The organism is Pseudomonas kribbensis, from assembly GCF_003352185.1.
GTDB lineage: Bacteria > Pseudomonadota > Gammaproteobacteria > Pseudomonadales > Pseudomonadaceae > Aquipseudomonas > Aquipseudomonas kribbensis.
Genome location: NZ_CP029608.1, coordinates 5,621,594 through 5,647,066, shown reverse-complemented (window position 1 = coordinate 5,647,066; position 25,473 = coordinate 5,621,594). Strand labels below are relative to the sequence as shown.

Genomic DNA, 25,473 nt, shown 5'->3' with positions numbered 1-25,473 from the left:
CCTTTAGGCTAGGAGTTAATTGTCGTGGCTAAAGAAAAATTTGATCGTTCCCTACCGCACGTAAACGTTGGCACCATCGGCCACGTTGACCACGGTAAAACCACTCTGACCGCTGCTCTGACTCGCGTCTGCTCCGAAGTTTTCGGTTCGGCCGTAGTTGAATTCGACAAGATCGACAGCGCTCCAGAAGAAAAAGCTCGCGGTATCACCATCAACACCGCGCACGTTGAGTACAACTCGAACATTCGTCACTACGCTCACGTTGACTGCCCAGGTCACGCTGACTACGTGAAGAACATGATCACCGGTGCTGCCCAGATGGACGGCGCGATCCTGGTTTGCTCGGCTGCCGATGGTCCGATGCCACAAACTCGTGAGCACATCCTGCTGTCCCGTCAGGTAGGCGTTCCGTACATCGTGGTTTTCCTGAACAAGGCTGACCTGGTAGACGACGCAGAGCTGCTGGAACTGGTTGAGATGGAAGTTCGCGACCTGCTGTCCACCTACGACTTCCCAGGCGACGACACTCCGATCATCATCGGTTCGGCTCGTATGGCGCTGGAAGGCAAAGACGACAACGAAATGGGCACTACCGCTGTCAAGAAGCTGGTGGAAACTCTGGACAGCTACATCCCAGAGCCAGAGCGTGCTATCGACAAGCCATTCCTGATGCCAATCGAAGACGTGTTCTCGATCTCGGGTCGTGGCACCGTGGTAACTGGTCGTATCGAGCGTGGTATCGTCCGCGTTCAGGACGCCCTGGAAATCGTTGGTCTGCGTGACACCACCACCACCACCTGCACCGGTGTTGAGATGTTCCGCAAGCTGCTGGACGAAGGTCGTGCTGGCGAGAACTGCGGCGTTCTGCTGCGTGGTACCAAGCGTGACGACGTTGAGCGTGGTCAGGTTCTGGTTAAGCCAGGTTCGGTTAAGCCGCACACCAAGTTCACCGCAGAAGTTTACGTTCTGAGCAAGGAAGAAGGCGGTCGTCACACTCCGTTCTTCAAAGGCTACCGTCCACAGTTCTACTTCCGTACTACTGACGTGACTGGTAACTGCGAGCTGCCAGAAGGCGTTGAAATGGTAATGCCAGGTGACAACATTCAGATGACTGTTACCCTGATCAAAACCATCGCGATGGAAGATGGTCTGCGTTTCGCTATCCGTGAAGGCGGTCGTACCGTCGGCGCTGGCGTCGTAGCCAAAATCATCGAGTAATCTCTTCTTTGAGATAGCTTCGATGAGTTGAAAAAGCCCCCGCTTAGCGGGGGCTTTTTTATTGGGTTGACACCTATCTGGGGCGTCTATAGAATTGCGCCTCCTTTTAACGGGCGTATTGCGCCCGGTGGGAATAGCAGCCGGAGTCTGAAATCCAATGCAAAATCAGCAAATCCGTATCAGGTTGAAGGCTTTTGACCATCGCCTGATCGACCAATCAACCCAGGAAATCGTGGAAACCGCGAAACGTACTGGTGCTCAAGTGCGTGGTCCAATTCCACTGCCTACCCGTAAAGAGCGGTTCACCGTTCTGGTTTCCCCGCACGTCAACAAAGACGCGCGTGACCAGTACGAAATCCGCACTCATAAGCGCGTTCTGGACATCGTCCAGCCAACGGATAAAACCGTTGATGCTCTTATGAAGCTTGATCTTGCGGCCGGTGTGGAAGTGCAGATCAGCCTCGGCTAAGACTCGGTCTTGGTCGTGTAACGCTCTGAAATGGGCGGCCATAGCGGGTGAAAGCCCCGTACACTCATGAGGTTTACAACATGACTATTGGTGTAGTCGGTCGTAAAGCGGGTATGACCCGTATTTTCACCGAAGAAGGTGTCTCCATTCCGGTCACGGTCATTGAGATCGAGCCGAATCGCGTCACCCAGTTCAAAACTGAAGAAACCGATGGCTATCGTGCAGTGCAAGTCACTGTCGGCGAGCGTCGTGCTTCCCGTGTTACAGCTGCTCAGGCTGGCCACTTCGCCAAGGCGAACGTAGCCGCTGGTCGTACCGTAATGGAATTCCGCCTTGAAGAAGGCGAGTACCAGGCCGGCGATCTGATCAACGCTGAAATCTTCGCTGCTGGTCAACTGGTTGATGTAACCGGTCAGTCCAAAGGTAAAGGCTTCCAGGGTACGATCAAGCGTTGGAATTTCCGCGGGCAAGATAACACCCACGGTAACTCCGTATCCCACCGCGTCCCAGGCTCTATCGGCCAGTGCCAGACTCCTGGTCGTGTATTCAAGGGCAAAAAAATGTCCGGTCATATGGGCGCTGAGCGCGTGACCGTGCAGTCCCTGGAAGTAGTGCGCGTGGACGCTGAACGCAATCTGTTGTTGGTCAAGGGTGCTGTTCCTGGCGCTACTGGCGGCAACCTGGTTGTACGTCCAGCAGCCAAGGCTCGCGGTTAAGGGGAAGCTGACATGCAATTAAATGTAAATGACGCTCAAGCGATCGAAGTTTCCGAACTGACATTTGGCGGCGAGTTCAACGAGACGCTGGTTCACCAAGCAGTCGTGGCCTACATGGCTGGCGGCCGTCAAGGTAGCAAGCAGCAAAAGACCCGTTCCGACGTTCGTGGTGGCGGTAAGCGCCCATGGCGTCAGAAAGGTACTGGCCGTGCTCGTGCCGGTACTATCCGCAGCCCAATCTGGCGCGGCGGCGGCACCACTTTCGCAGCTCGTCCACAGGATCACTCCCAGAAGCTGAACAAGAAGATGTACCGCGCAGCAATGCGTTCCATCCTTGCTGAGCTGGTGCGTACTGATCGTCTGGTCGTGGTTCAGGATTTCGCAGTTGAAACTCCGAAAACCAAAGACCTGCTGGGCAAACTGAACAACATGAGCCTGACCGACGTTCTGATCGTGTCTGACGCTGTTGATCAGAACCTGTACCTGGCTGCTCGCAACCTGCCACACGTAGATGTACGTGACGTGCAAGGTTCCGATCCAGTTAGTCTGATCGCATACGACAAGGTGTTGATCACCGTGTCGGCCGTGAAGAAATTCGAGGAGCTGCTGGGATGAACCAGGAACGCGTATTTAAAGTTCTGCTTGGCCCGCACGTTTCCGAGAAGGCTACGGTTCTGGCAGACAAGAAAGGCCAGTTCGTTTTCAAGGTTGCTACCGATGCAACCAAGCTGGAAATCAAGAAGGCCGTCGAAAGCCTGTTCAGCGTGAAAGTTGAGCGTGTTACTACCCTGAACGTTCTGGGTAAGAGCAAGCGCACCGCTCGCGGTCTGGGCAAGCGTAATGACTGGAAGAAGGCAGTTATCTCCCTTCAGCCAGGCCAAGATCTCGATTTCAGCAGCAGTGCTGAGTAAGGAAGGGGTGCATCATGGCAATCGTTAAATGCAAACCGACTTCCCCTGGCCGCCGTTTTGTGGTCAAGGTGGTCAACCAGGAGCTGCATAAAGGCGCTCCTCACGCACCGCTGCTCGAGAAAAAATCGAAGTCTGGTGGTCGTAACAACAATGGCCGCATTACCACTCGTCACATCGGTGGTGGTCATAAGCAGCATTACCGTATGGTCGATTTTCGTCGCAACGACAAAGATGGCATCGTCGCCACTGTCGAGCGTATCGAATACGATCCAAACCGTACTGCTCACATCGCACTGCTGTGCTACGCAGACGGCGAACGCCGCTACATCATCGCCCCTAAAGGCGTGAGTGCTGGCGACCAGCTGATCGCAGGCGCTCTGGCTCCAATCAAGCCAGGCAACGCTCTGCAACTGCGCAACATTCCAGTCGGTTCTACCGTACACGGCATCGAACTGAAGCCAGGTAAAGGTGCACAGATCGCTCGTTCCGCTGGTGCTTCGGCTCAGCTGATCGCTCGTGAAGGTGTCTACGTTACCCTGCGTCTGCGTTCCGGTGAAATGCGTAAAGTGCTGGCTGAGTGCCGTGCGACCCTGGGCGAAGTCTCGAACTCCGAGCACAGCCTGCGTTCGCTGGGTAAAGCTGGTGCCAAGCGCTGGCGTGGCGTTCGCCCAACCGTTCGTGGTGTTGCCATGAACCCGGTTGACCACCCACATGGTGGTGGTGAAGGTCGTACCTCTGGTGGTCGTCATCCGGTATCGCCATGGGGCTTCCCGACTAAGGGCGCGAAGACTCGTGGTAATAAGCGTACCGACAAAATGATCGTCCGTCGTCGCAAGTAAATAGAGGGATACGACAGTGCCACGTTCTCTGAAAAAAGGTCCTTTTATTGATCTTCACCTACTGAAGAAGATCGAAGTGGCGGCGGAAAAGAACGATCGCAAACCAATTAAGACTTGGTCGCGCCGTTCGATGATCCTGCCACAAATGGTCGGTCTGACCATCGCAGTACACAACGGTCGTCAGCACGTCCCAGTTCTCGTTAACGAAGACATGGTCGGCCACAAACTGGGCGAGTTCGCCGGTACCCGCAACTATCGCGGGCACGTGGCAGACAAGAAAGCCAAGCGTTAAGGGGTAAGGAAATGGAAGTAGCCGCTAAGTTGTCGGGCGCTCGAATCTCCGCCCAGAAAGCCCGCTTGGTCGCCGACCAGATCCGCGGGAAGAAGGTGGGCGAAGCGCTCAACCTGTTGGCTTTCAGCAGTAAGAAAGCCGCCGAGATCATGAAAAAAGTGCTGGAGTCGGCCGTAGCCAACGCCGAGCATAACGAAGGCGCAGACGTTGATGACCTGAAGGTCAGCACCGTTTTCGTCAACGAAGGGCGTTCGCTGAAGCGCATCATGCCACGTGCCAAAGGCCGTGCTGATCGCATCGTCAAGCGGTCTTGCCATATCACTGTCAAGGTTGCTGACAAGTAACGGAGTCGAAGAGATGGGTCAGAAAGTACATCCCATTGGCATTCGCCTGGGAATCGTCAAGGAGCACACCTCCGTCTGGTACGCAGACGGTCGGACTTATGCGGACTATTTGCTCGCAGATCTGAAGGTGCGTGAGTATCTCCAAGACAAACTAAAAAGCGCGTCCGTAAGCCGTATCGATATCCATCGTCCGGCTCAAACTGCACGCATCACCATCCACACCGCTCGTCCAGGTATCGTTATCGGGAAGAAAGGTGAAGATGTTGAAAAACTGCGTCAGGACCTGACCAAGCAAATGGGTGTGCCTGTGCACATCAATATCGAAGAGATCCGCAAGCCGGAACTCGACGGTATGCTGGTTGCCCAGAGCGTAGCTCAGCAGCTGGAGCGTCGTGTGATGTTCCGTCGCGCCATGAAGCGCGCCGTACAGAACGCCATGCGCATTGGTGCCAAAGGCATCAAAATCCAAGTGAGCGGTCGTCTCGGCGGTGCTGAAATCGCACGTACTGAATGGTATCGCGAAGGTCGTGTGCCACTGCACACCCTGCGTGCCGATATCGACTATGCCACCTACGAAGCTCACACCACCTACGGTGTGATCGGTGTAAAGGTTTGGATCTTCAAAGGCGAAGTAATTGGTGGTCGCCAAGAAGAACTGAAACCACAAGCACCAGCGCCTCGTAAAAAAGCTGCTAAGTAAGGGGTACGCCAAATGTTGCAACCAAAGCGTACGAAGTTCCGCAAGCAGATGACCGGCCACAACCGTGGTCTGGCACTGCGCGGTAGCAAAGTCAGCTTCGGCGAGTTCGCGCTGAAGTCTGTTGCTCGTGGTCGTCTCACCGCTCGTCAGATCGAGTCAGCGCGTCGTGCTCTGACCCGTCACGTAAAACGTGGTGGCAAGATCTGGATCCGTGTATTCCCGGACAAGCCGATCTCCAAGAAGCCTCTCGAGGTTCGTATGGGTAAAGGTAAGGGTAACGTGGAATACTGGGTTGCCCAGATTCAGCCAGGCAAAGTCCTGTATGAAATCGAGGGTGTTTCTGAAGAGCTGGCGCGTGAGGCTTTCGCCCTGGCTGCTGCAAAGCTGCCGCTCGCCACCTCCTTTGTTAAACGGACGGTGATGTGATGAAAGCGAATGAACTTCGTGAAAAATCCGCACAGCAGCTGAACGAGCAACTGCTCGGCTTGCTGCGCGACCAGTTCAATCTGCGCATGCAGAAAGCAACTGGCCAGTTGGGGCAGTCTCATCTGCTCTCGCAAGTTAAGCGTGACATCGCTCGCGTGAAGACTGTGCTCAACCAGCAGGCAGGTAAGTGATCATGGCTGAAGCCGAAAAAACTGTCCGTACGCTGACTGGCCGTGTTGTCAGCGACAAGATGGACAAAACCATCACCGTTCTGATCGAGCGTCGCGTTAAGCACCCGATCTACGGTAAATACGTTAAGCGTTCGACTAAGCTGCACGCGCACGACGAAACCAATCAGTGCCACATCGGCGACAAAGTCACTATTCGTGAAACTCGTCCGATGGCCAAGACCAAGTCTTGGGCGCTGGTTGATGTTCTCGAACGCGCTGTGGAAGTCTAAGGGCTAGGGGTCGGAGAAATTATATGATTCAGACTCAATCCATGCTCGATGTGGCCGATAACAGCGGCGCTCGCCGCGTTATGTGCATCAAGGTGCTGGGTGGCTCCCATCGTCGTTACGCTGGTATCGGTGACATCATCAAAGTTACCGTGAAGGAAGCAATTCCTCGCGGTAAAGTGAAAAAAGGCCAGGTGATGACTGCTGTTGTAGTCCGCACTCGTCACGGCGTGCGTCGTGCTGATGGCTCCATTATCCGCTTTGATGGCAACGCTGCTGTTCTTCTGAACAACAAGCAAGAGCCGATCGGCACCCGTATCTTTGGGCCAGTGACCCGTGAACTTCGTACTGAGAAGTTCATGAAGATCGTCTCGCTCGCCCCAGAAGTGCTGTAAGGAGATCCGACATGCAAAAGATTCGTCGTGACGACGAGATCATCGTGATCGCCGGCAAAGACAAAGGTAAGCGCGGTAAGGTGCTGAAGGTTCTTGCTGACAACCGTCTGGTTGTTGGTGGTCTGAACCTGGTCAAGCGTCATACCAAGCCTAACCCGATGTCGGGCGTACAGGGCGGTATCGTCGAGAAAGAAGCGCCACTGCACGCTTCCAACGTCGCCATCTTCAACGGCGAAACCAACAAGGCTGACCGCGTTGGTTTCAAAGTAGAAGACGGTAAGAAAATTCGTGTCTTCAAGTCGACCCAAAAAGCGGTTGATGCTTGAACACTGCTAGGTAGAAGACCATGGCACGACTAAAAGAGATTTACCGGAAGGAAATCGCACCGAAACTTAAGGAAGAACTTAAGCTTTCGAACGTGATGGAAGTTCCGCGCGTTACCAAAATCACCCTGAACATGGGTCTGGGCGAAGCGATCGGCGACAAAAAAGTCATCGAGCACGCTGTTGCTGACCTGGAAAAGATCACCGGCCAGAAAGTCGTTGTGACCTACGCTCGCAAATCCATCGCTGGCTTTAAAGTCCGTGAAGGTTGGCCGATCGGCGTCAAAGTGACCCTGCGCCGTGAGCGTATGTACGAATTCCTGGATCGTCTGCTGTCGATCTCCCTGCCTCGGGTTCGCGACTTCCGCGGCCTGAATGCCAAGTCCTTCGATGGTCGTGGCAACTACAGCATGGGCGTGAAAGAGCAGATCATTTTCCCGGAAATCGACTACGACAAGATCGATGCTCTCCGCGGTCTGGACATTACCCTGACCACCACTGCCAAGAACGATGACGAAGGCCGCGCTCTGCTGCGTGCTTTCAAATTCCCGTTCCGCAACTGATTGGAGTAGGAAAATGGCCAAGAAGAGCATGAAAAACCGTGAGCTGAAGCGTCAGCTCACCGTTGCCAAGTACGCCACCAAGCGTGCAGCGCTGAAAGCTATCATCGTTGATCTGAACGCAAGTCCAGAAGCGCGTTGGGAAGCTACCGTAGCTCTGCAGAAGCAGCCACGTGACGCAAGCGCTTCGCGCATGCGTAACCGCTGCCGCCTGACTGGTCGTCCGCACGGCGTTTACCGCAAGTTCGGCCTGGGCCGTAACAAGCTGCGTGAAGCTGCAATGCGTGGTGACGTTCCAGGTCTGGTTAAAGCCAGCTGGTAATTGCTGTCAAAGTCTCGATGGTCGGGGTCGCAAGAACCTGACCATCGGTGGCCTTGAACATGAATCAAGCCCCTTTTGGGGCTTGATTCATTTCTGGGGTGTGTCTAGAATGACCGGCTCGCCTGAGCCCGTGTTTTTCTGCCCGGAATTTCTCGGCGACAAGTAGTAGCCGCAAGGCTAATTTTTCTGTATTAGGAGCGTCTAGCCCATGAGTATGCAGGACCCGTTAGCGGACATGCTAACTCGAATCCGTAATGCCCAGATGGCTGAAAAGTCCGTCGTAAGCATGCCTTCTTCCACGTTGAAGGTGGCTGTAGCTAAAGTCCTGAAGGACGAAGGTTACATCGCGGGTTATCAGATCAGCAGCGAAACCAAACCACTGCTGTCTATCGAGCTGAAATATTTCGAAGGCCGTCCGGTTATCGAAGAAGTCAAGCGCGTTAGCCGTCCAGGCCTGCGTCAGTACAAGTCCGTCGAAGAACTGCCAAAAGTACGTGGCGGTCTCGGCGTGTCTATCGTCTCCACCAACAAAGGTGTGATGACTGATCGTGCTGCGCGCGCTGCCGGTGTCGGCGGCGAAGTTCTTTGCACTGTGTTCTAAGGGGGGATAAGCATGTCTCGCGTCGCTAAGAACCCCGTTAAGCTGCCAGCCGGTGTCGAAGTAAAATTCGCAGGCCAACAGCTTTCGGTGAAGGGTGCCAAGGGTACTCTTGAACTGAACGTCCATTCGTCCGTTGAGATCGTTGAAGAAGCCGGTGAGCTGCGTTTTGCTGCTCGCAATGGCGATCAGCAGACTCGCGCAATGGCCGGTACCACTCGTGCGTTGGTAAACAACATGGTCCAGGGCGTAAGCCAAGGCTTCGAGCGCAAGCTCCAGCTGGTCGGTGTTGGTTACAAAGCGCAAGCAAAAGGTCAGGTGCTGAACCTGGCTCTTGGCTTCTCGCACCCAGTGGATTACGAACTGCCGGAAGGCATCACCGCTGAGACTCCTAGCCAGACCGATATCCTGATCAAGGGCATCGACAAGCAGCTGGTAGGTCAAGTGGCCGCCGAGATCCGCGACTTCCGTCCACCAGAGCCGTACAAAGGCAAAGGTGTGCGCTACGCGGACGAAGTCGTCCGTCGTAAAGAAGCCAAGAAGAAGTAGGGCATAGCAAATGACCGACAAAAAAGTTACTCGACTGCGTCGCGCTCGCAAAGCACGCCTGAAAATGCACGAACTCGAAGTCGTGCGTCTCTGCGTGTTCCGCTCTTCGCAGCACATCTACGCCCAGGTCATTTCGGCCGACGGCAACAAAGTCCTGGCAAGCGCCTCGACTTTGGATAAAGAACTGCGTGATGGCGCCACTGGCAACATCGACGCGGCCACTAAGGTTGGCCAGCTGGTCGCTACGCGTGCTAAGGCCGCTGGCGTCTCGCAGGTGGCTTTCGACCGCTCTGGCTTCAAGTACCACGGCCGCGTAAAAGCGCTGGCTGATGCTGCTCGTGAAGCTGGGCTGGAGTTCTAAGTTATGTCAAATAACGACCAAAAGCGCGACGAAGGCTACATTGAGAAGCTGGTTCAAGTTAACCGCGTAGCCAAAACCGTTAAAGGCGGCCGTATCTTCACTTTCACCGCGTTGACCGTGGTTGGTGATGGTAAGGGCCGTGTTGGCTTCGGCCGTGGCAAGTCGCGTGAAGTGCCTGCTGCGATCCAGAAGGCAATGGAAGCTGCTCGCCGCAACATGATCCAGGTTGATCTGAACGGCACTACCCTGCAGTACGCAATGAAGTCCGCTCACGGCGCTTCGAAGGTGTACATGCAGCCTGCTTCTGAAGGTACCGGTATCATCGCTGGCGGCGCTATGCGTGCTGTCCTCGAAGTTGCTGGCGTTCAGAACGTTCTGGCCAAGTGCTACGGCTCGACTAACCCTGTAAACGTGGTTCACGCCACTTTCAAGGGTCTGAAGGCTATGCAGTCTCCTGAGTCCATCGCAGCCAAGCGTGGCCTGCGTGTTGAGGAGATCAAGTAATCATGGCTACCGTTAAAGTTACGCTGATCAAAAGCATGACCGGCCGCATCCCTAACCACAAACTGTGCGTTAAGGGTCTGGGTCTGCGTCGCATCGGTCACACTGTAGAAGTCCAGGATACTCCCGAGAATCGCGGGATGATCAACAAGGCTTACTACATGCTGCGTGTCGAGGGTTAATCGATGAAACTCAATGATCTGAGTCCAGCGCCGGGTTCCCGTCGCGAAAAGCATCGTCCGGGCCGTGGTATCGGTAGTGGTTTGGGTAAGACTGGTGGCCGTGGTCACAAAGGTCAGACTTCCCGCTCCGGTGGCACCATTGCTCCAGGCTTTGAAGGCGGTCAACAACCGCTGCATCGTCGCCTGCCGAAGTTCGGTTTCGTTTCCCTGAAGGCCATGGACCGCGCAGAAGTGCGTCTGTCCGAGCTGGCTAAAGTGGAAGGCGACATCGTCACCGTGCAGTCCCTGAAAGATGCCAACGTGATCAACGTCAACGTGCAGCGTGTGAAAATCATGCTGTCCGGTGAAGTGACTCGCGCTGTCACTATCGGCAAGGGAATCGGCGCCACCAAAGGTGCGCGTGCGGCTATCGAAGCAGCTGGCGGCAAGTTCGAGGAATAAATGGCTAAGCAAGGTGCTCTCTCTGCGCTCGGCAAAGGCGGTATGTCTGAACTCTGGGCTCGTCTGCGTTTTCTGTTCCTGGCGATTATCGTCTACCGAATAGGCGCACACATCCCGGTTCCAGGTATCAACCCGGACCGACTCGCGGACCTGTTTCGACAGAATGAGGGGACCATTCTTAGCTTGTTCAACATGTTTTCCGGCGGCGCGCTGGAGCGGATGAGCATCTTTGCACTGGGGATCATGCCGTACATTTCGGCATCGATCATCATGCAACTGATGACCGCCGTCAGCCCGCAGCTGGAGCAGTTGAAGAAGGAAGGTGAAGCTGGCCGTCGCAAGATCAGCCAGTACACCCGCTACGGCACCGTCGTCCTGGCTCTCGTTCAGGCCATTGGCATGTCCATTGGCCTGGCAGGGCAGGGCGTTGCGTTCACTGGTGACTTTGGCTTCCATTTCGTCGCGGTATCCACGTTTGTGGCTGGTGCGATGTTCATGATGTGGCTGGGTGAGCAGATTACTGAGCGTGGTGTAGGCAACGGTATCTCGATGTTGATTTTTTCGGGAATCGTCGCCGGTCTTCCGAGAGCAATCGGGCAGTCTTTCGAGTCTGCGCGTCAGGGGGATATCAACATCTTCGCCCTGGTTGCCATCGGTTTGCTGGCAGTAGCGATTATCGGTTTCGTGGTGTTCATTGAGCGTGGTCAGCGTCGTATCGCTGTTCACTACGCCAAGCGTCAGCAAGGCCGCAAGGTTTTCGCTGCGCAGACTAGCCACTTGCCGCTGAAGGTGAACATGGCCGGCGTTATTCCGGCTATTTTCGCGAGCAGCATTTTGCTGTTCCCGGCTTCGTTGGGTGCCTGGTTCGGTCAGTCTGAAGGTATGGGCTGGTTGCAGGACATCTCGCAGTCGATCGCTCCTGGTCAGCCGTTGAATATTCTGCTGTTTAGTGCAGGGATTATTTTCTTCTGCTTCTTCTATACGGCGTTGATGTTCAATCCGAAAGACGTAGCGGAAAACCTGAAGAAGTCCGGTGCCTTTATTCCGGGCATCCGTCCAGGTGAGCAGTCTGCGCGCTACATTGATGGCGTTCTGACTCGCTTGACCATGTTCGGTGCTCTTTACATGACGGCCGTGTGCCTGTTGCCCCAGTTCCTGGTGGTTGCAGCAAACGTTCCGTTCTACCTTGGCGGGACCTCGTTGCTGATCGTGGTCGTGGTTGTGATGGACTTCATGTCCCAAGTACAATCGCACCTCGTTTCGCACCAGTACGAATCCCTGATGAAGAAAGCCAACCTGAAGGGTTACGGCAGCGGCATGTTGCGCTGAGTACCCATAAGGTTCGAGGAGTTGGTGATGAAAGTTCGTGCATCGGTGAAAAAGCTGTGCCGTAACTGCAAGATTATTCGCCGCGAAGGTGTTGTTCGAGTAATTTGCAGCGCGGAACCGCGTCACAAACAGCGCCAAGGCTGAGTGTGATTGTGCTTCAAGCCCGGCAGCTAGTGCGCTGCCGGGTTGATTATTTGTTATTACAGCGATATTATCTCGCGCCCTATTTCTTGGCTTCCGGGGCGTAGGTAGCTGTCAATTGGAGTCCCACTGAATGGCCCGTATTGCAGGCGTTAACATTCCAGATAACAAGCATACTGTTATCTCGCTGACCTACATCTATGGTGTTGGTCGCACTACTGCGCAGAAAATCTGTGCAGTGACTGGGGTAAACCCAGCAGCAAAGATCAAGGATCTGAGCGACGAGCAAATTGAACAGCTGCGTGGCGAAGTGGCGAAGTTCACCACTGAAGGTGACCTGCGTCGCGAAATCAACATGAAAATCAAGCGCTTGATGGACCTCGGTTGCTATCGCGGTCTGCGTCATCGTCGTGGTCTGCCAGTACGCGGTCAGCGTACCAAGACCAACGCGCGTACCCGTAAAGGTCCGCGTAAGCCGATCCGCAAGTAATCGCCCCAGCGAATCGACAGGAATTTAATCATGGCAAAACCTGCTGCTCGTCCTCGTAAAAAAGTTAAAAAGACAGTGGTTGATGGCATCGCCCACATCCATGCCTCTTTTAACAACACCATCGTGACCATTACCGACCGTCAAGGTAACGCTCTTTCCTGGGCTACCTCCGGTGGTTCGGGTTTCCGCGGTTCCCGCAAGTCCACCCCGTTCGCTGCTCAAGTAGCTGCTGAGCGTGCTGGTCAAGCTGCGCTGGAATACGGCCTGAAAAACCTCGACGTAAACGTCAAGGGCCCAGGTCCAGGTCGTGAATCCGCAGTCCGCGCTTTGAACGGCTGTGGCTACAAGATCGCCAGCATCACCGACGTGACGCCAATCCCGCACAACGGGTGCCGTCCGCCGAAGAAGCGCCGCGTGTAATCCAGGAGATTGTAAAGAATGGCTCGTTACATTGGTCCAAAATGCAAACTCGCTCGTCGCGAAGGCACCGATCTCTTCCTGAAGAGCGGCGTGCGCGCGATCGAATCGAAGTGCAACATTGAAGCAGCACCTGGTATCCACGGCCAACGCCGCGGTCGCCAGTCCGACTACGGCACCCAACTGCGTGAAAAGCAGAAGGTCCGTCGTATCTACGGCGTTCTCGAGCGTCAGTTCAGCGGCTACTACAAAGAAGCTGCTGGCAAGAAAGGTGCAACCGGTGAAAACCTGCTGCAACTGCTCGAATGCCGTCTGGACAACGTCGTATACCGTATGGGCTTTGGTTCGACTCGCGCCGAATCCCGTCAGCTGGTATCGCACAAGTCGATCAGCGTTAACGGTCAGACCGTAAACGTTCCTTCGTACCAGGTTCGTGCTGGTGACGTGGTCGCTGTTCGCGAGAAAGCAAAAAATCAACTTCGCATTGTCCAAGCTCTCGATCTGTGTGCTCAACGTGGCCGCGTAGAGTGGGTAGAAGTAGACACTGAGAAGAAGTCGGGCGTTTTCAAGAACGTTCCTGCTCGCAGTGATCTGTCCGCCGACATCAACGAAAGCCTGATTGTCGAGCTCTACTCCAAGTAAGGGCTAGAAAATAGGTGCATCCATGCAGATTTCGGTAAATGAGTTCCTGACACCCCGCCATATTGATGTGCAGGTTGTCAGTCCAACCCGCGCCAAGATCACTCTCGAGCCTCTCGAGCGTGGTTTCGGCCACACCCTGGGCAACGCGCTGCGCCGCATCCTGTTGTCCTCAATGCCCGGCTGCGCAGTAGTCGAGGCCGAGATTGACGGTGTGCTCCACGAGTACAGCGCCATCGAAGGTGTACAGGAAGACGTAATTGAAATCCTGTTGAACCTTAAAGGTCTGGCTATCAAGCTGCACGGCCGTGACGAAGTTACGCTGACCTTGTCGAAGAAGGGTTCGGGGGTGGTTACCGCTGCCGATATTCAGCTGGATCATGATGTCGAGATCGTTAATCCCGATCACGTAATCGCTAACCTGGCGTCTAACGGCGCCCTGAACATGAAGCTCACCGTAGCTCGTGGTCGTGGTTATGAACCAGCAGACTCGCGTCAGAGCGATGAAGACGAAAGCCGCAGCATCGGTCGCTTGCAGCTTGACTCTTCGTTCAGCCCGGTTCGCCGTATCGCATACGTGGTGGAAAACGCCCGTGTCGAGCAGCGTACCAACCTGGACAAGCTGGTTATTGATCTGGAAACCAACGGTACTCTGGATCCTGAAGAGGCTATCCGTCGTGCTGCAACCATCCTGCAACAGCAGTTGGCTGCGTTCGTCGACCTCAAAGGTGACAGTGAGCCAGTGGTTGTCGAGCAGGAAGACGAGATCGATCCGATCCTGCTTCGCCCGGTTGACGATCTGGAACTGACTGTACGTTCGGCTAACTGCCTTAAGGCGGAAAACATCTACTACATCGGTGACCTGATTCAGCGCACCGAAGTAGAGCTGTTGAAGACTCCGAACCTGGGCAAGAAATCCTTGACTGAAATCAAGGACGTTCTGGCCTCCCGCGGTCTGTCCCTCGGCATGCGCCTCGACAACTGGCCGCCTGCAAGTCTTAAGAAGGACGACAAGGCGACTGCCTGATCGTCGTAATCACCGAACGTAGTGTTTGGTAAGGAATGAACCATGCGTCATCGTAAAAGTGGTCGCCACCTGAGCCGCACCAGCTCGCACCGCAAGGCCATGTTCCAAAACATGGCTGTGTCGCTGTTCGAGCACGAGCTGATCAAAACTACTCTGCCAAAAGCCAAAGAACTGCGCCGCGTTGCCGAGCCGCTGATCACTCTGGCCAAGACAGACAGCGTTGCTAACCGTCGTCTGGCTTTCGACCGTACTCGTTCGAAAGCTATCGTTGGTAAGCTCTTCAACGACCTGGGCAAGCGTTACGCTACCCGTGAGGGTGGCTACCTGCGCATCCTCAAGTGCGGTTTCCGCGCTGGCGACAACGCGCCTATGGCGTACGTCGAACTGGTTGATCGTGCTGTCGGCGGTGAAGCTGTATCCGCTGAGTAAGACGTCAGTCTGAAACAAAGAACCGGGCCTAGTGCCCGGTTTTTTGTGCCTGTAAGAAATGCACCGTTCGTACAAGCTTCTACCCTGTTTGGGTCTGCACTATGTGCTGGGTTTTATTGTTAGTTATTTTCTATTGATGACCATGAGTTAATGAATTTGTGGCTGTCATATTGATGATCGATACTCCCCAACAAGCCGATTAGCCGGCAGTTCAAGACTGACAGAGGAAGAAGATCGCATGAGCCAGAACAAGACGCTTACGACTGCCAGCGGTGCACCAGTCGCCGATAACCAGAACTCTCGCTCCGCCGGGCCGCGCGGACCGTTGCTGCTCGATGACTTTCATTTGATCGAGAAGCTTGCTCACTTCAACCGCGAAAACATTCCTGAGCGCCGTGTGCATGCCAAGGGTTCGGGCGCCTACGGTACCTTCACCGTCACTCGCGATATCACGCAATACACGAGCGCCAAGCTGTTTTCCGCTGTGGGTAAGCAGACGCCGACTTTCCTGCGGTTCTCCACGGTGGGCGGTGAGCGTGGCTCGGCTGACACCGAGCGCGATCCTCGTGGTTTCGCTCTGAAGTTCTACACCGAAGAAGGCAACTGGGACATCGTTGGCAACAACACGCCCGTGTTCTTCATTCGTGATCCGCTGAAGTTTCCTGACTTTATCCACACCCAGAAACGCTTGCCGCAGAGCAACCTGAAAAGTGCACAGATGATGTGGGACTTCTGGTCGCACTCGCCCGAGGCGCTGCATCAGGTCACCATTCTGTTCTCTGATCGCGGTATCCCGGATGGCTACCGCCATATGCACGGCTTCGGTAGCCACACTTACAGCTTGATCAGTGCACAAGGCGAGCGTCACTGGGTGAAGTGGCACTACAAGACCAAGCAAGGGATCAAGAACCTCGCGCCGGCAGATGCGGCACGCCTGGCGGGCACTGATCCGGATTACGCGCAGCGCGACTTGTTCGAGGCCATCGAGCGTGGTGACTTCCCGAAATGGAGCGTGTGCATCCAGGTCATGACCGAGGCCCAGGCCGCGGCGCATTACGAGAACCCGTTTGACGTGACCAAGACCTGGTCGCAGAAGGAGTTCCCGCTGATCGAAGTCGGTGAGCTGGAGTTGAATCGCAATCCGCTGAATTACTTTGCTGAAGTCGAGCAAGCCGCGTTCGGCCCAAGCAACATGGTGCCAGGCGTCGGCCTTTCGCCGGATCGCATGCTGCAAGGTCGCGTGTTCGCTTATGCCGATGCGCATCGCTACCGTGTAGGCACCAATCACCAGCAACTGCCGGTGAACGCCCCGCGCAGCCCGGTTAACACTTACCAGCGTGACGGTTCGATGGCTTTTGGCAGCAACGGTGGCGCGGCCCCGAACTACGAGCCGAACAGCTACGTGGAGTCGCCGAAACAAGCGCCGCACTACGCCGAACCGGCACTGGCCCTGAGCGGTGCGGCTGATCGCTACGATCACCGCGAAGACACCGACTACTACAGCCACGCGGGTGCGCTGTTCCGTTTGATGAGCGACGAGCAGAAAGCCTTGTTGGTCAACAATATCGCCGGTGCGATGGCCGGTGTTTCGAGTGATGTGGTGGACCGCCAGTTGCAGCATTTCTACAAGGCTGACCCGGCGTACGGAGAAGCAATCGCAAAGCTGCTCAACGTACAGCTTAACGAAGTCTAAACGAGAAGCAGAACCGCCCTCATTAGGGCGGTTTTTGCGTTATTTAACCTGCTTTTCTCAGAATATCTTCGCTTTTATTGCGCGAAGTAAGTGACCTTGCGGTCATGTTGGTTCAAACTACAGACTTTCAAGAAGGGAGATGTAGGGCGATGCAAGGCCACCCAGACGTTATCGATTACCTCAACACGTTGCTGACCGGCGAACTGGCCGCGCGTGACCAATATTTCGTTCACTCGCGGATGTATGAGGACTGGGGATTCACCAAGCTCTACGAACGAATCAACCACGAGATGGAAGAAGAAGCCGGTCACGCCGATGCGCTGATGCGCCGGATTCTGATGCTCGAAGGTACCCCGCGCATGCGTCCGGATGACCTGGACGTCGGCACTACGGTGGAGACCATGCTCGAAGCGGATCTGCGCCTGGAGTACAAGGTGCGTGCCGCACTGTGCAAAGGCATCGAGCTGTGCGAGAAGCACGGCGACTACGTAAGCCGCGATATCCTCAAGCTTCAGCTGCATGACACTGAAGAAGATCACACCTACTGGCTCGAAAAGCAGTTGGGCCTGATCAAGCTGATCGGTATCCAGAACTACCTGCAATCCCACACATCCTGATTGCAACTGATACAAAAAAGCCCCTGTCACTGAGGAAGTGACAGGGGCTTTTTCATGCCCGGTGATCAGGCTCGATCGCGGATCAGCAGTGGTTTGAGGTAATGGCCGGTGTGAGATTGCTTCATCTCGGCGACTTCCTCAGGAGTACCGGTAGCGATGATCTGCCCCCCTTTCGAGCCACCCTCAGGGCCGAGATCCACCAGCCAGTCGGCGGTCTTGATCACGTCGAGGTTGTGTTCGATCACGACCACGGTGTTGCCGTGGTCGCGCAGGCGATGCAGTACATCGAGCAGTTGCTGGATATCCGCGAAGTGCAGGCCGGTGGTCGGCTCGTCGAGGATGTACAGGGTCTTGCCGGTGTCACGCTTGGATAGCTCGCGGGACAGTTTGACCCGCTGCGCCTCACCACCGGACAGCGTGGTCGCCGACTGTCCGAGCTTGATGTACGACAGGCCCACATCCATCAGCGTTTGCAGCTTGCGCGCCAGCGCCGGCACCGCGTCAAAGAACTCCCGCGCTTCCTCGATCGTCATTTCGAGGGTTTCGTGGATGCTCTTGCCCTTGTATTTGATTTCCAGGGTTTCGCGGTTGTAGCGCTTGCTCTTGCACACATCGCACGGCACGTAGATATCTGGCAGGAAGTGCATTTCCACCTTGATCAGACCGTCGCCCTGGCAAGCCTCGCAACGACCGCCCTTGACGTTGAACGAGAAACGCCCCGGGCCATAACCACGGGAGCGGGATTCCGGCACGCCGGCAAACAGTTCGCGGATCGGCGTGAACAGCCCGGTGTAGGTCGCCGGGTTGGAGCGCGGTGTACGGCCAATCGGGCTCTGGTCGATATCGACGACCTTGTCCAGGTGCTCCAGGCCCTTGATGCTGTCGTGGGCTGCCGCTTCCAGTGTGGTCGCGCCGTTGAGGGCCGTGGCGCTCAACGGGAACAGCGTGTTGTTGATCAGCGTCGATTTGCCCGAGCCGGAAACGCCGGTCACGCAAGTCAGCAAGCCGATCGGGATCTCCAGATCGACATTGCGCAGGTTGTTGCCCCGCGCGCCCTTGAGCGACAGCACCTGCTTCTTGTTGCGCGGCGTGCGTTTGGCCGGCACTTCGATCTTGACCCGCCCCGACAGGTATTTGCCTGTGAGCGAGTCCGGGTGCGCCATGACTTCATCCGGCGTGCCTTCGGCGACGATCTGCCCGCCATGAACCCCGGCGCCCGGGCCGATATCCACTACGTAGTCGGCCAGACGGATCGCGTCTTCGTCGTGCTCGACCACGATCACCGTGTTGCCGATATCGCGCAGGTGCTTGAGGGTGCCGAGCAGACGGTCGTTGTCACGCTGGTGCAGGCCGATGGACGGCTCATCGAGGATGTACAGAACCCCGACCAGTCCGGCGCCGATCTGGCTGGCCAGACGAATCCGCTGGGCCTCGCCGCCGGACAGGGTATCGGCGCTGCGATCCAGCGACAGGTAATCCAGCCCCACGTTGACCAGGAACTGCAGGCGCTCGCGGATTTCCTTGAGAATCTTGTCGGCAATTTCACCACGACGGCCGGTCATCTTCAGCTCGCCGAAGTAGTCGCAGGCATCACCGATCGGCAGGTTGGTCACCGCCGGCAGGGTTTTCTCGCCAACCCACACATGTCGCGCTTCGCGACGCAGGCGGGTGCCGCGGCAATCCGGGCAGGACTGTGTGCTGAGAAACTTCGCCAGTTCTTCGCGCACGCTCGCCGACTCGGTTTCGCGATAGCGGCGCTCGAGGTTCGGCACGATGCCTTCGAACGGATGCGAACGCTTGACGATGTCGCCGCGGTCGTTGAGATACTTGAAATCGACATTCTGCGAACCGCTGCCATGCAGAATGTATTTCTGCTGATCGGCCGGCAGTTCGTTGAACGGCTGCTCGAGGCTGAAGCCGTAATGCGCGGCCAGTGAACCGAGCATCTGGAAGTAATAGACGTTGCGCCGGTCCCAGCCGCGGATCGCGCCTTCGGCCAGCGTCAACTCACCGTTGACCAGACGCTTGATGTCGAAAAACTGTTTCACGCCCAGACCGTCACAGGTCGGGCAGGCGCCGGCCGGGTTGTTGAAGGAAAACAGCTTGGGTTCCAGCTCGCTGATCGCATGGCCGCAGATCGGGCAGGCGAAGCGCGCGGAGAAGATCATCTCTTCGCCCGGCTCGTCATCCATCGGTGCTACGAGGGCGATACCGTCCGCCAGTTTCAGTGCGGTCTCGAAGGATTCGGCCAGACGCTGCTGCAAATCGGCGCGAACCTTGAAGCGGTCGACCACGACTTCAATGGTGTGCTTTTTCTGCTTATCCAGCTTTGGCAGCTCGTCCAGCTCGCAGAGCCGGCCGTTGACCCGGGCCCGGACGAAGCCCTGAGCCCGCAGCTCTTCGAACACCGACAGATGCTCGCCCTTGCGCTCGCGGATCACCGGCGCCAGCAGCATCAGCTTGCTGCCTTCCGGCTGGGCCAGCACCAGGTCAACCATCTGGCTGACGGTCTGCGCTTCCAGCGGGATATCGTGATCCGGGCAGCGCGGTGTGCCGACGCGCGCATAGAGCAGGCGCAGGTAGTCGTAGATCTCGGTGATGGTGCCGACCGTGGATCGCGGGTTGTGCGAGGTCGACTTCTGTTCGATGGAGATCGCCGGCGACAGGCCTTCGATGGTGTCGACGTCGGGTTTTTCCATCATCGACAGGAACTGCCGGGCATAGGCCGACAGGGATTCGACATAGCGGCGCTGACCTTCGGCATAGAGCGTGTCGAAGGCCAGGGACGACTTGCCGGATCCGGACAGGCCGGTGATGACGATCAGCTTGTCCCGTGGCAGGGTCAGGTCGATGTTCTTCAGGTTGTGGGTACGGGCCCCACGTATCAGGATCTTGTCCAAAGTGGCCTCGCTCGGCGGGCGTCGAAAACACAGGAGTATACGGCCAAATACTGGATGGATGCACACTATCGAATGAAGGGTTTTCCACCTTGCATGAAGAGAGTTTCATCTATACGCGTCATAGCGTCGCGATATACCCCGTCTTTCGATGGGACTGGTAGAATCGCCGCCGGTTCACACGAGGTTTTTCCATGCACGATCCCCACAGCGAACGCATGAGTGGCAGCGAGACCCGCGCGGCGAGCGGTCTGGCCCTGGTGTTCGCCTTCCGTATGCTTGGCATGTTCATGGTGCTGCCGGTACTGGCGACCTATGGCATGGATCTGGCGGGAGCGACCCCGGCCCTCATCGGGCTGGCGATTGGCGCTTACGGCCTGACCCAGGCGATTTTCCAGATTCCGTTCGGGATCATTTCCGACCATATCGGCCGTCGCCCGGTGATTTACCTGGGGCTGATCGTCTTTGCCCTCGGCAGCGTCCTGGCGGCCCAGGCCGACTCGATCTGGGGCGTGATTGCCGGCCGGATCCTGCAGGGTGCCGGGGCAATTTCCGCAGCGGTCATGGCACTGCTTTCCGACCTGACCCGCGAACAGCACCGCACCAAAGCGATGGCGATGATCGGCATGACCATCGGCCTGTCGTTCGCGGTGGCCATGGTGGTCGGTCCGCTGCTGACTCGCGCATTTGGTCTTTCCGGCCTGTTCCTGGCCACCGGCGGCATGGCACTGGTGGGGATCGTGATCGTGCTGTTCATGGTGCCGAAGTCCACCGGGCCGCTGAGTCATCGTGAGTCTGGCGTGGCGCGTCAGGCGTTGATGCCGACGCTCAAGCACCCGGACCTGCTGCGTCTGGATCTGGGCATTTTTGTGTTACATGCGATGTTGATGTCGAGCTTCGTCGCGCTGCCCCTGGCCCTGGTCGAAAAAGCCGGGCTGCCCAAGGAACAGCACTGGTGGGTCTACCTTACTGCCTTGCTGATCTCTTTCTTCGCCATGATCCCGTTCATCATCTACGGCGAGAAGAAACGCAAAATGAAACGAGTTTTGCTCGGCGCCGTCATGACGCTGATGCTCACTGAGCTATTCTTCTGGCAGTTCGGTGACAGCCTGCGCGCTCTGGTGATCGGGACGGTGGTGTTCTTTACCGCGTTCAATCTGCTGGAAGCCTCGCTGCCGTCGCTGATCAGCAAGGTTTCACCGGCAGGTGGCAAGGGCACGGCCATGGGCGTGTACTCCACCAGCCAGTTCCTCGGTTCGGCACTCGGCGGGATACTCGGCGGCTGGATGTTCCAGCATGGCGGTCTGTCGGTTGTGTTCCTCGGATGTGCCGGGCTGGCTGCCATCTGGCTGGCCTTTGCTGTTACCATGCGCGAACCTCCCTACGTGACGAGCCTGCGCTTGCCGTTGTCGCCCGAGGCGATCCGCGAAGCGGGTCTGGTCGAGCGCCTCAGGGCCCTCGTGGGGGTAACAGATGCAGTGATAGTCGCCGATGAAGCGGCTGTTTACATCAAACTGGATAAAGAATTAGTGGATCGCGACACCCTCGAACGCCTGGTGAACAACCCGGCCGGGGCTGCTTGCGAAGCCTAGGAGAACGTTATGGCCCGTGGGGTTAACAAAGTCATATTGGTCGGCACTTGCGGCCAGGATCCCGAAGTTCGCTACTTGCCTAACGGTAACGCCGTGACCAACCTGAGTCTGGCAACCAGCGAACAGTGGACCGACAAGCAGACCGGTCAGAAGGTCGAGAAGACCGAGTGGCACCGCGTATCGATGTTCGGCAAGGTAGCCGAAATCGCCGGCGAATACCTGCGCAAGGGTTCGCAGGTGTACATCGAAGGCAAGCTGCAGACCCGCGAGTGGGAAAAAGACGGTATCAAGCGTTACACCACCGAAATCGTGGTCGACATGCAAGGCACCATGCAACTGCTGGGCGGCCGTCCACAACAGGGCGACCAACAAGGCGGTGGCAACAACTATCAGCAGCAGGCGCCGCGCCAGCAGGCTCCGCGTCCGCAGCAGTCGGCTCCTCAGCAGCGTCCGGCCCCGGCTCCACAGCAGGCAGCGCCGCAACCGGCTCCGGATTTCGACAGCTTCGATGACGACATCCCGTTCTGATTCGCAGCTGTACCCGCTTTAAATAAAAAGGCCCGTCGCTGAACACGACGGGCCTTTTTCATGGGCGCATGTTTTTCAGTCAAGAATCAGATGCGGCAGGAACCGGCTCGAATCCTTGGTGATCAGACTGTTGTCCTCCCGCACGCCAATCCCCGCCGCCTGATCGCCGATCACCCAGGAACCGATCAGCGTGTAGCTGTCATCGAACCTTGGCAGCGGCGCAAATTCCTGCAGGATGAAGGGCGCATCCGTGTAGGGGCCATCCTCTTTGACGATCAGACCGTCGGCAGTTTGCAGCTCGATGTTGGCACCTTCCCGGGAGAAGTACGGCTTGCGTACCCATCCTTTCGGCACTGCGCTGGCCGGATTCGGATCGAGATGAGCGGCCAGCAGATTCGGATGGCCCTTGTGCAATTCCCAGAGCAGGGGCAGGGCGCCTTTATTGGAGAGAATGGCTTTCCATGCCGGTTCGAAAAACTGCGTATCGCAATCGGCAATGGCTGCGCCGAACGGCTCGTGGAAGATGAACTCCCAGGCGTGCAGCTTGAACAGGTGCGGGATCCAGCGATCTTCGAGATCGACGAAACGTCCTTCGGTTGTCAGGCCGATGTCTTCGATATCGATGTGCTGCGATTCGATGCCGACCTTTTCCGCGACCAGTCGCAGGTAGTCCGTGGTGCCTTTGTCCTCGACCGAGCCTTTCATCGAGGCGAAGTAGAACGGGCGCTTGAGCTTCAGCGCGGCAAAGGCCTCATGCAGGCGGGTGTCGATGCTGTTGAACTGGTCGGCATGGCGCGGCAGCATCCCGCGCTCGATGCATTGCTCAAGCCAGCCCCACTGGAATGCCGAGGCTTCATAAAGGCTGGTGGGCGTGTCGTAGTTGAGCTCCAGCAGTTTCGCCGGGCCGTTACCGCTGTAGGAGAAGTCCATGCGTCCGTACAGATGCGGATGACCTTCCAGCCAGGACGTTCGGATCATGTCGTAGTACGAAGCAGGGATGCTCAGGCGATCAAGCAGTTCTTCACTGCGCACGACCCGGTCCACCAGATCCATGCACATCTCGTGCAGTTCGGTGGTCGGATCCTCGAGATCGTTTTCGATCTGCGCGAGCGTGAACTGGTAGTACGCGCGCTCGTCCCAGTAGGGCTCGTCGTCGATGGTGTGAAACAGAAAACCGAGGCTTTCGGCCGTCTGTTTCCAGTCGTGGCGCTCGGCGCAATGGATCTTCTTCATCAGCTGCTCGAACTGCCCCAGCCGCCCCAACCGCTGCGTGCGCTGGACTGGCTGCCGAAACCGCCACGGGAAGTGGAAGACGCAACGTTGACCGATTTACTACGGGAGCTGGTGTAGTCCGAATTGCTGCGAGTGGTGCTCGGAGCCGATTCGATCCGCCGGTTCAGCGTCGAAGTGTCGTACGTCTGGCGCGTATCGCGGTCGCGATACACCGTCCGCGAGTTGTTGCTCATGGCGTTACCGATCAGCCAACCGGTCAGCCAGCCGTTGCTCGATCCGCCACCACTTGAGACGTGGGTCGTGTTCTGGGTGGTCTGCACTGGCTCGGCATTGCCTTCCGGCATCTGCGCATTGGCAATTGCATCAAGGTTCTGTGCCGGCTCGGAGTTTTGCGGCACCTTGAAACCACCGAGCTTCGGCACAAAGCGGCCGTCGGAATTTTTCTGACACCAGCCGGCGGCAAAGTCTGCGTCGCACTTGGTTTTGTCGTCATAGGCCGGGGCGATGCGCCGGTGTTCGGCCAGGGCCGCGACGTAGGCATTCGAGCAGGCATCGGCAGCCACTTCGGCGTCGACGCACTGTTCCACGCTCTGGAAGGTGCGCTGTTGTTCCTGGGCGGCTGCTTCACCGGAAATCGCCAGGGCCACCGAAGCGGCGAGGGACAGTTGAACGTACTTGCTTCGTTTCATCTCGGGCTTCCTGCCGATCAGTAGGACGGGGTCATGCACGCGGCGTTGAGCATGCCGACGCTGATCGCCACCGCTGCCACGTAGATGCCGGCGGCAACCTCACCGTTGGCGATGCGCTGGGACGTGCCTTTGAGCACCAGTCCGGTGGCCAGGAATGCCAGCAGTTGCACCGCAGCAGCGATCACAGCCCAGAGGACGAAATCGAGAACGTTGATCGAGTGGGCGATGATGTTGCTCGCCGGAATCGCGAAACCGATGATCGCACCCGACAGAGCGATGGCGGCTGCGTTGTTGCCGCCGCGAATCAGTTCGAATTCCTTGTGCGGCGTGATGCGCGTGTAGACGAACTGAAACAGCATGAACAGCAGCACGGCGCCGATCAGATAGGCGGCGAAACCGACCAGCGCGGCCTTGTTCAGGGAAACGGACAGCACTTCCAGCATGGGGAACTTCCTTTTAAATGGTGCTCAGATCGGTGGTGTACAACGAGATGCCCAGCGATGTGCTGAGGCTGACGGTGCCTTCTTCGTCCTGTTCGACGGAGAACAGCAGCAATTCGCGACGGTCGGTCAGGCCGGTTTCCCGGGCATACAGCATCGAATGGTGTTCGATGGTGTAGGACTCGTCGGGATTGACCACTTGCTCGGTGAGCGGGACCAGTTCGGTCTGGCCGCGTTCGGTGCCCCATTCCCGGGTGAAGGACACGCCGTCATGGGTGTAGGCCGGCAGGCCGATCAGGCTGTTCGGGCCCGCCAGGCGCTGCAGTTCGGCGTCACTGTTGACCGTGACATAGCTGACGTAATTGAACAGCGTCACCGATTCGATCTGATCGTCGCCGGTGACGTGGACCTGCAGCCAGAAATCTTCGTTGTCCAGGTAGTAGCGATACAGCTTGTTCGACTGGCCGAGGTCGATCCAGCCGGCGCTCCAGATGGCCTGGGCATCGGGGACCCGTACCGAGGTGCTGCCGTCGAGCAACAGGGCGAGGGTCGTATCGAAACGGATCCCCTTGCCCTGCGCCAGGCCCAACGGGCCGCTGGCCGCCTCGCGTGCAGGTGCAGGGGCCGAGCCGGTGCCGAGCAAATTCTTTAACCATCCCATGGGTACATTCCTTGAAGCGGGTGGAGGTGTTCGTTGGCAAAACGCCG

General features: G+C 57.0%; 38 protein-coding genes. 33 read left to right on the top strand and 5 right to left on the bottom strand.

All coding sequences use genetic code 11. From position 1 onward, the window contains the following. The first annotated feature begins 24 nt into the window (after positions 1 to 24). From tuf to bfr, 31 genes are all read left to right on the top strand, one after another. Positions 25 to 1,218, top strand: coding sequence for an elongation factor Tu (tuf, locus tag DLD99_RS25900; protein ID WP_010220303.1), 1,194 nt, complete (start codon positions 25 to 27; stop codon positions 1,216 to 1,218). Positions 1,219 to 1,375: 157 nt separating this feature from the next. Beyond that, positions 1,376 to 1,687 carry a 30S ribosomal protein S10 gene (gene rpsJ, locus DLD99_RS25895; RefSeq protein ID WP_003186070.1) on the top strand — a complete coding sequence of 104 codons (312 nt, stop codon included), beginning with the start codon at positions 1,376 to 1,378 and terminating at the stop codon, positions 1,685 to 1,687. Positions 1,688 to 1,767: 80 nt separating this feature from the next. After that, positions 1,768 to 2,403, top strand: a complete 636-nt coding sequence (gene rplC, locus DLD99_RS25890) for a 50S ribosomal protein L3 (protein WP_007955641.1) — start codon at positions 1,768 to 1,770, stop codon at positions 2,401 to 2,403. A gap of 12 nt (positions 2,404 to 2,415) precedes the next feature. After that, positions 2,416 to 3,018, top strand: a complete 603-nt coding sequence (rplD, locus tag DLD99_RS25885; protein ID WP_003228735.1) for a 50S ribosomal protein L4 — start codon at positions 2,416 to 2,418, stop codon at positions 3,016 to 3,018. After that, a complete protein-coding gene (gene rplW / locus DLD99_RS25880) occupies positions 3,015 to 3,314 on the top strand; it encodes a 50S ribosomal protein L23 (RefSeq protein WP_002555488.1) in 300 nt (99 codons plus the stop codon). The genes rplD and rplW overlap by 4 nt, the downstream gene beginning before the upstream one ends. A 14-nt stretch (positions 3,315 to 3,328) precedes the next feature. Further along, a complete protein-coding gene (gene rplB, locus DLD99_RS25875; protein ID WP_016772943.1) occupies positions 3,329 to 4,153 on the top strand; it encodes a 50S ribosomal protein L2 in 825 nt (274 codons plus the stop codon). Between the two features lie 16 nt (positions 4,154 to 4,169). Next, positions 4,170 to 4,445 (top strand): 30S ribosomal protein S19, encoded by a 276-nt coding sequence (gene rpsS / locus DLD99_RS25870; RefSeq protein WP_011336172.1) that lies wholly within the window; start codon positions 4,170 to 4,172, stop codon positions 4,443 to 4,445. An 11-nt stretch (positions 4,446 to 4,456) separates the two neighbouring features. Then, positions 4,457 to 4,789, top strand: a complete 333-nt coding sequence (gene rplV / locus DLD99_RS25865) for a 50S ribosomal protein L22 (RefSeq protein ID WP_003103908.1) — start codon at positions 4,457 to 4,459, stop codon at positions 4,787 to 4,789. A 13-nt stretch (positions 4,790 to 4,802) separates the two neighbouring features. Continuing rightward, positions 4,803 to 5,489, top strand: a complete 687-nt coding sequence (rpsC, locus tag DLD99_RS25860) for a 30S ribosomal protein S3 (protein WP_085688068.1) — start codon at positions 4,803 to 4,805, stop codon at positions 5,487 to 5,489. Between the two features lie 12 nt (positions 5,490 to 5,501). After that, on the top strand, positions 5,502 to 5,915 hold the full coding sequence (rplP, locus tag DLD99_RS25855) for a 50S ribosomal protein L16 (RefSeq protein ID WP_003228729.1): 414 nt from the start codon (positions 5,502 to 5,504) through the stop codon (positions 5,913 to 5,915). Then, positions 5,915 to 6,106, top strand: a complete 192-nt coding sequence (gene rpmC, locus DLD99_RS25850; protein ID WP_002555481.1) for a 50S ribosomal protein L29 — start codon at positions 5,915 to 5,917, stop codon at positions 6,104 to 6,106. The genes rplP and rpmC overlap by 1 nt, the downstream gene beginning before the upstream one ends. Positions 6,107 to 6,108: 2 nt before the next feature. Further along, a complete protein-coding gene (gene rpsQ / locus DLD99_RS25845; protein WP_003194644.1) occupies positions 6,109 to 6,375 on the top strand; it encodes a 30S ribosomal protein S17 in 267 nt (88 codons plus the stop codon). Positions 6,376 to 6,398: 23 nt separating this feature from the next. Beyond that, on the top strand, positions 6,399 to 6,767 hold the full coding sequence (rplN, locus tag DLD99_RS25840; protein ID WP_002555479.1) for a 50S ribosomal protein L14: 369 nt from the start codon (positions 6,399 to 6,401) through the stop codon (positions 6,765 to 6,767). Positions 6,768 to 6,778: 11 nt separating this feature from the next. Continuing rightward, on the top strand, positions 6,779 to 7,093 hold the full coding sequence (rplX, locus tag DLD99_RS25835; protein WP_003186046.1) for a 50S ribosomal protein L24: 315 nt from the start codon (positions 6,779 to 6,781) through the stop codon (positions 7,091 to 7,093). Between the two features lie 20 nt (positions 7,094 to 7,113). Beyond that, the gene (rplE, locus tag DLD99_RS25830; protein WP_003210069.1) at positions 7,114 to 7,653 is read left to right on the top strand and encodes a 50S ribosomal protein L5; all 540 of its coding nucleotides are present in this window, start codon (positions 7,114 to 7,116) and stop codon (positions 7,651 to 7,653) included. 13 nt (positions 7,654 to 7,666) lie between these two features. Next, a complete protein-coding gene (gene rpsN / locus DLD99_RS25825) occupies positions 7,667 to 7,972 on the top strand; it encodes a 30S ribosomal protein S14 (RefSeq protein WP_003228726.1) in 306 nt (101 codons plus the stop codon). 208 nt (positions 7,973 to 8,180) lie between these two features. Beyond that, on the top strand, positions 8,181 to 8,573 hold the full coding sequence (gene rpsH, locus DLD99_RS25820; RefSeq protein ID WP_011336171.1) for a 30S ribosomal protein S8: 393 nt from the start codon (positions 8,181 to 8,183) through the stop codon (positions 8,571 to 8,573). Positions 8,574 to 8,585: 12 nt separating this feature from the next. After that, positions 8,586 to 9,119, top strand: a complete 534-nt coding sequence (rplF, locus tag DLD99_RS25815) for a 50S ribosomal protein L6 (RefSeq protein ID WP_065259511.1) — start codon at positions 8,586 to 8,588, stop codon at positions 9,117 to 9,119. A gap of 10 nt (positions 9,120 to 9,129) precedes the next feature. After that, the gene (rplR, locus tag DLD99_RS25810) at positions 9,130 to 9,480 is read left to right on the top strand and encodes a 50S ribosomal protein L18 (protein WP_003186037.1); all 351 of its coding nucleotides are present in this window, start codon (positions 9,130 to 9,132) and stop codon (positions 9,478 to 9,480) included. Between the two features lie 3 nt (positions 9,481 to 9,483). Further along, on the top strand, positions 9,484 to 9,984 hold the full coding sequence (gene rpsE, locus DLD99_RS25805) for a 30S ribosomal protein S5 (protein ID WP_007955637.1): 501 nt from the start codon (positions 9,484 to 9,486) through the stop codon (positions 9,982 to 9,984). A gap of 2 nt (positions 9,985 to 9,986) precedes the next feature. Further along, positions 9,987 to 10,163 (top strand): 50S ribosomal protein L30, encoded by a 177-nt coding sequence (gene rpmD / locus DLD99_RS25800; protein WP_003176408.1) that lies wholly within the window; start codon positions 9,987 to 9,989, stop codon positions 10,161 to 10,163. A 3-nt stretch (positions 10,164 to 10,166) separates the two neighbouring features. After that, positions 10,167 to 10,604 (top strand): 50S ribosomal protein L15, encoded by a 438-nt coding sequence (rplO, locus tag DLD99_RS25795; protein WP_003228720.1) that lies wholly within the window; start codon positions 10,167 to 10,169, stop codon positions 10,602 to 10,604. Then, positions 10,605 to 11,933 (top strand): preprotein translocase subunit SecY, encoded by a 1,329-nt coding sequence (gene secY / locus DLD99_RS25790; protein WP_003228718.1) that lies wholly within the window; start codon positions 10,605 to 10,607, stop codon positions 11,931 to 11,933. 27 nt (positions 11,934 to 11,960) lie between these two features. Next, a complete protein-coding gene (gene rpmJ / locus DLD99_RS25785; RefSeq protein ID WP_002555468.1) occupies positions 11,961 to 12,077 on the top strand; it encodes a 50S ribosomal protein L36 in 117 nt (38 codons plus the stop codon). A 130-nt stretch (positions 12,078 to 12,207) separates the two neighbouring features. Then, positions 12,208 to 12,564 carry a 30S ribosomal protein S13 gene (gene rpsM, locus DLD99_RS25780; protein WP_003186020.1) on the top strand — a complete coding sequence of 119 codons (357 nt, stop codon included), beginning with the start codon at positions 12,208 to 12,210 and terminating at the stop codon, positions 12,562 to 12,564. A gap of 30 nt (positions 12,565 to 12,594) precedes the next feature. Further along, a complete protein-coding gene (rpsK, locus tag DLD99_RS25775; RefSeq protein WP_002555466.1) occupies positions 12,595 to 12,984 on the top strand; it encodes a 30S ribosomal protein S11 in 390 nt (129 codons plus the stop codon). An 18-nt stretch (positions 12,985 to 13,002) separates the two neighbouring features. Further along, positions 13,003 to 13,623 carry a 30S ribosomal protein S4 gene (gene rpsD / locus DLD99_RS25770; protein WP_003176404.1) on the top strand — a complete coding sequence of 207 codons (621 nt, stop codon included), beginning with the start codon at positions 13,003 to 13,005 and terminating at the stop codon, positions 13,621 to 13,623. A gap of 22 nt (positions 13,624 to 13,645) precedes the next feature. After that, positions 13,646 to 14,647 carry a DNA-directed RNA polymerase subunit alpha gene (locus tag DLD99_RS25765; protein WP_003186012.1) on the top strand — a complete coding sequence of 334 codons (1,002 nt, stop codon included), beginning with the start codon at positions 13,646 to 13,648 and terminating at the stop codon, positions 14,645 to 14,647. A gap of 42 nt (positions 14,648 to 14,689) precedes the next feature. Next, positions 14,690 to 15,076, top strand: a complete 387-nt coding sequence (rplQ, locus tag DLD99_RS25760) for a 50S ribosomal protein L17 (RefSeq protein ID WP_007955635.1) — start codon at positions 14,690 to 14,692, stop codon at positions 15,074 to 15,076. A 238-nt stretch (positions 15,077 to 15,314) separates the two neighbouring features. Beyond that, positions 15,315 to 16,769: a catalase gene (locus DLD99_RS25755; RefSeq protein ID WP_114885843.1), complete on the top strand. Its 1,455-nt coding sequence runs from the start codon at positions 15,315 to 15,317 to the stop codon at positions 16,767 to 16,769. A gap of 149 nt (positions 16,770 to 16,918) precedes the next feature. Beyond that, positions 16,919 to 17,386, top strand: coding sequence for a bacterioferritin (gene bfr / locus DLD99_RS25750; RefSeq protein WP_065259514.1), 468 nt, complete (start codon positions 16,919 to 16,921; stop codon positions 17,384 to 17,386). A gap of 65 nt (positions 17,387 to 17,451) precedes the next feature. Here the strand turns inward: bfr and uvrA are convergent, their stop codons facing one another. Beyond that, a complete protein-coding gene (gene uvrA, locus DLD99_RS25745) occupies positions 17,452 to 20,286 on the bottom strand; it encodes an excinuclease ABC subunit UvrA (protein ID WP_114885841.1) in 2,835 nt (944 codons plus the stop codon). Positions 20,287 to 20,477: 191 nt separating this feature from the next. On the opposite strand from uvrA, the gene DLD99_RS25740 reads away from it, so the two are divergent. Beyond that, positions 20,478 to 21,875: an MFS transporter gene (locus DLD99_RS25740; protein ID WP_114885839.1), complete on the top strand. Its 1,398-nt coding sequence runs from the start codon at positions 20,478 to 20,480 to the stop codon at positions 21,873 to 21,875. A 9-nt stretch (positions 21,876 to 21,884) separates the two neighbouring features. Beyond that, a complete protein-coding gene (locus tag DLD99_RS25735) occupies positions 21,885 to 22,403 on the top strand; it encodes a single-stranded DNA-binding protein (RefSeq protein WP_007966163.1) in 519 nt (172 codons plus the stop codon). A gap of 75 nt (positions 22,404 to 22,478) precedes the next feature. On the opposite strand, the gene DLD99_RS25730 is transcribed toward DLD99_RS25735, so the two are convergent. The 4 genes from DLD99_RS25730 to DLD99_RS25715 are packed head-to-tail and all read right to left on the bottom strand — an operon-like array spanning position 22,479 to position 25,426. Continuing rightward, on the bottom strand, positions 22,479 to 23,636 hold the full coding sequence (locus DLD99_RS25730; RefSeq protein ID WP_114885837.1) for a glutathionylspermidine synthase family protein: 1,158 nt from the start codon (positions 23,634 to 23,636) through the stop codon (positions 22,479 to 22,481). After that, positions 23,636 to 24,325, bottom strand: a complete 690-nt coding sequence (locus tag DLD99_RS25725) for a DUF1190 domain-containing protein (protein WP_114885835.1) — start codon at positions 24,323 to 24,325, stop codon at positions 23,636 to 23,638. Before DLD99_RS25725 ends, DLD99_RS25730 begins: the two co-directional genes overlap by 1 nt. 17 nt (positions 24,326 to 24,342) lie before the next feature. Next, the gene (locus DLD99_RS25720) at positions 24,343 to 24,768 is read right to left on the bottom strand and encodes a DUF350 domain-containing protein (RefSeq protein WP_085712345.1); all 426 of its coding nucleotides are present in this window, start codon (positions 24,766 to 24,768) and stop codon (positions 24,343 to 24,345) included. Positions 24,769 to 24,781: 13 nt separating this feature from the next. Continuing rightward, positions 24,782 to 25,426, bottom strand: coding sequence for a DUF2491 family protein (locus tag DLD99_RS25715; protein WP_114885833.1), 645 nt, complete (start codon positions 25,424 to 25,426; stop codon positions 24,782 to 24,784). Positions 25,427 to 25,473 lie beyond the last annotated feature (47 nt).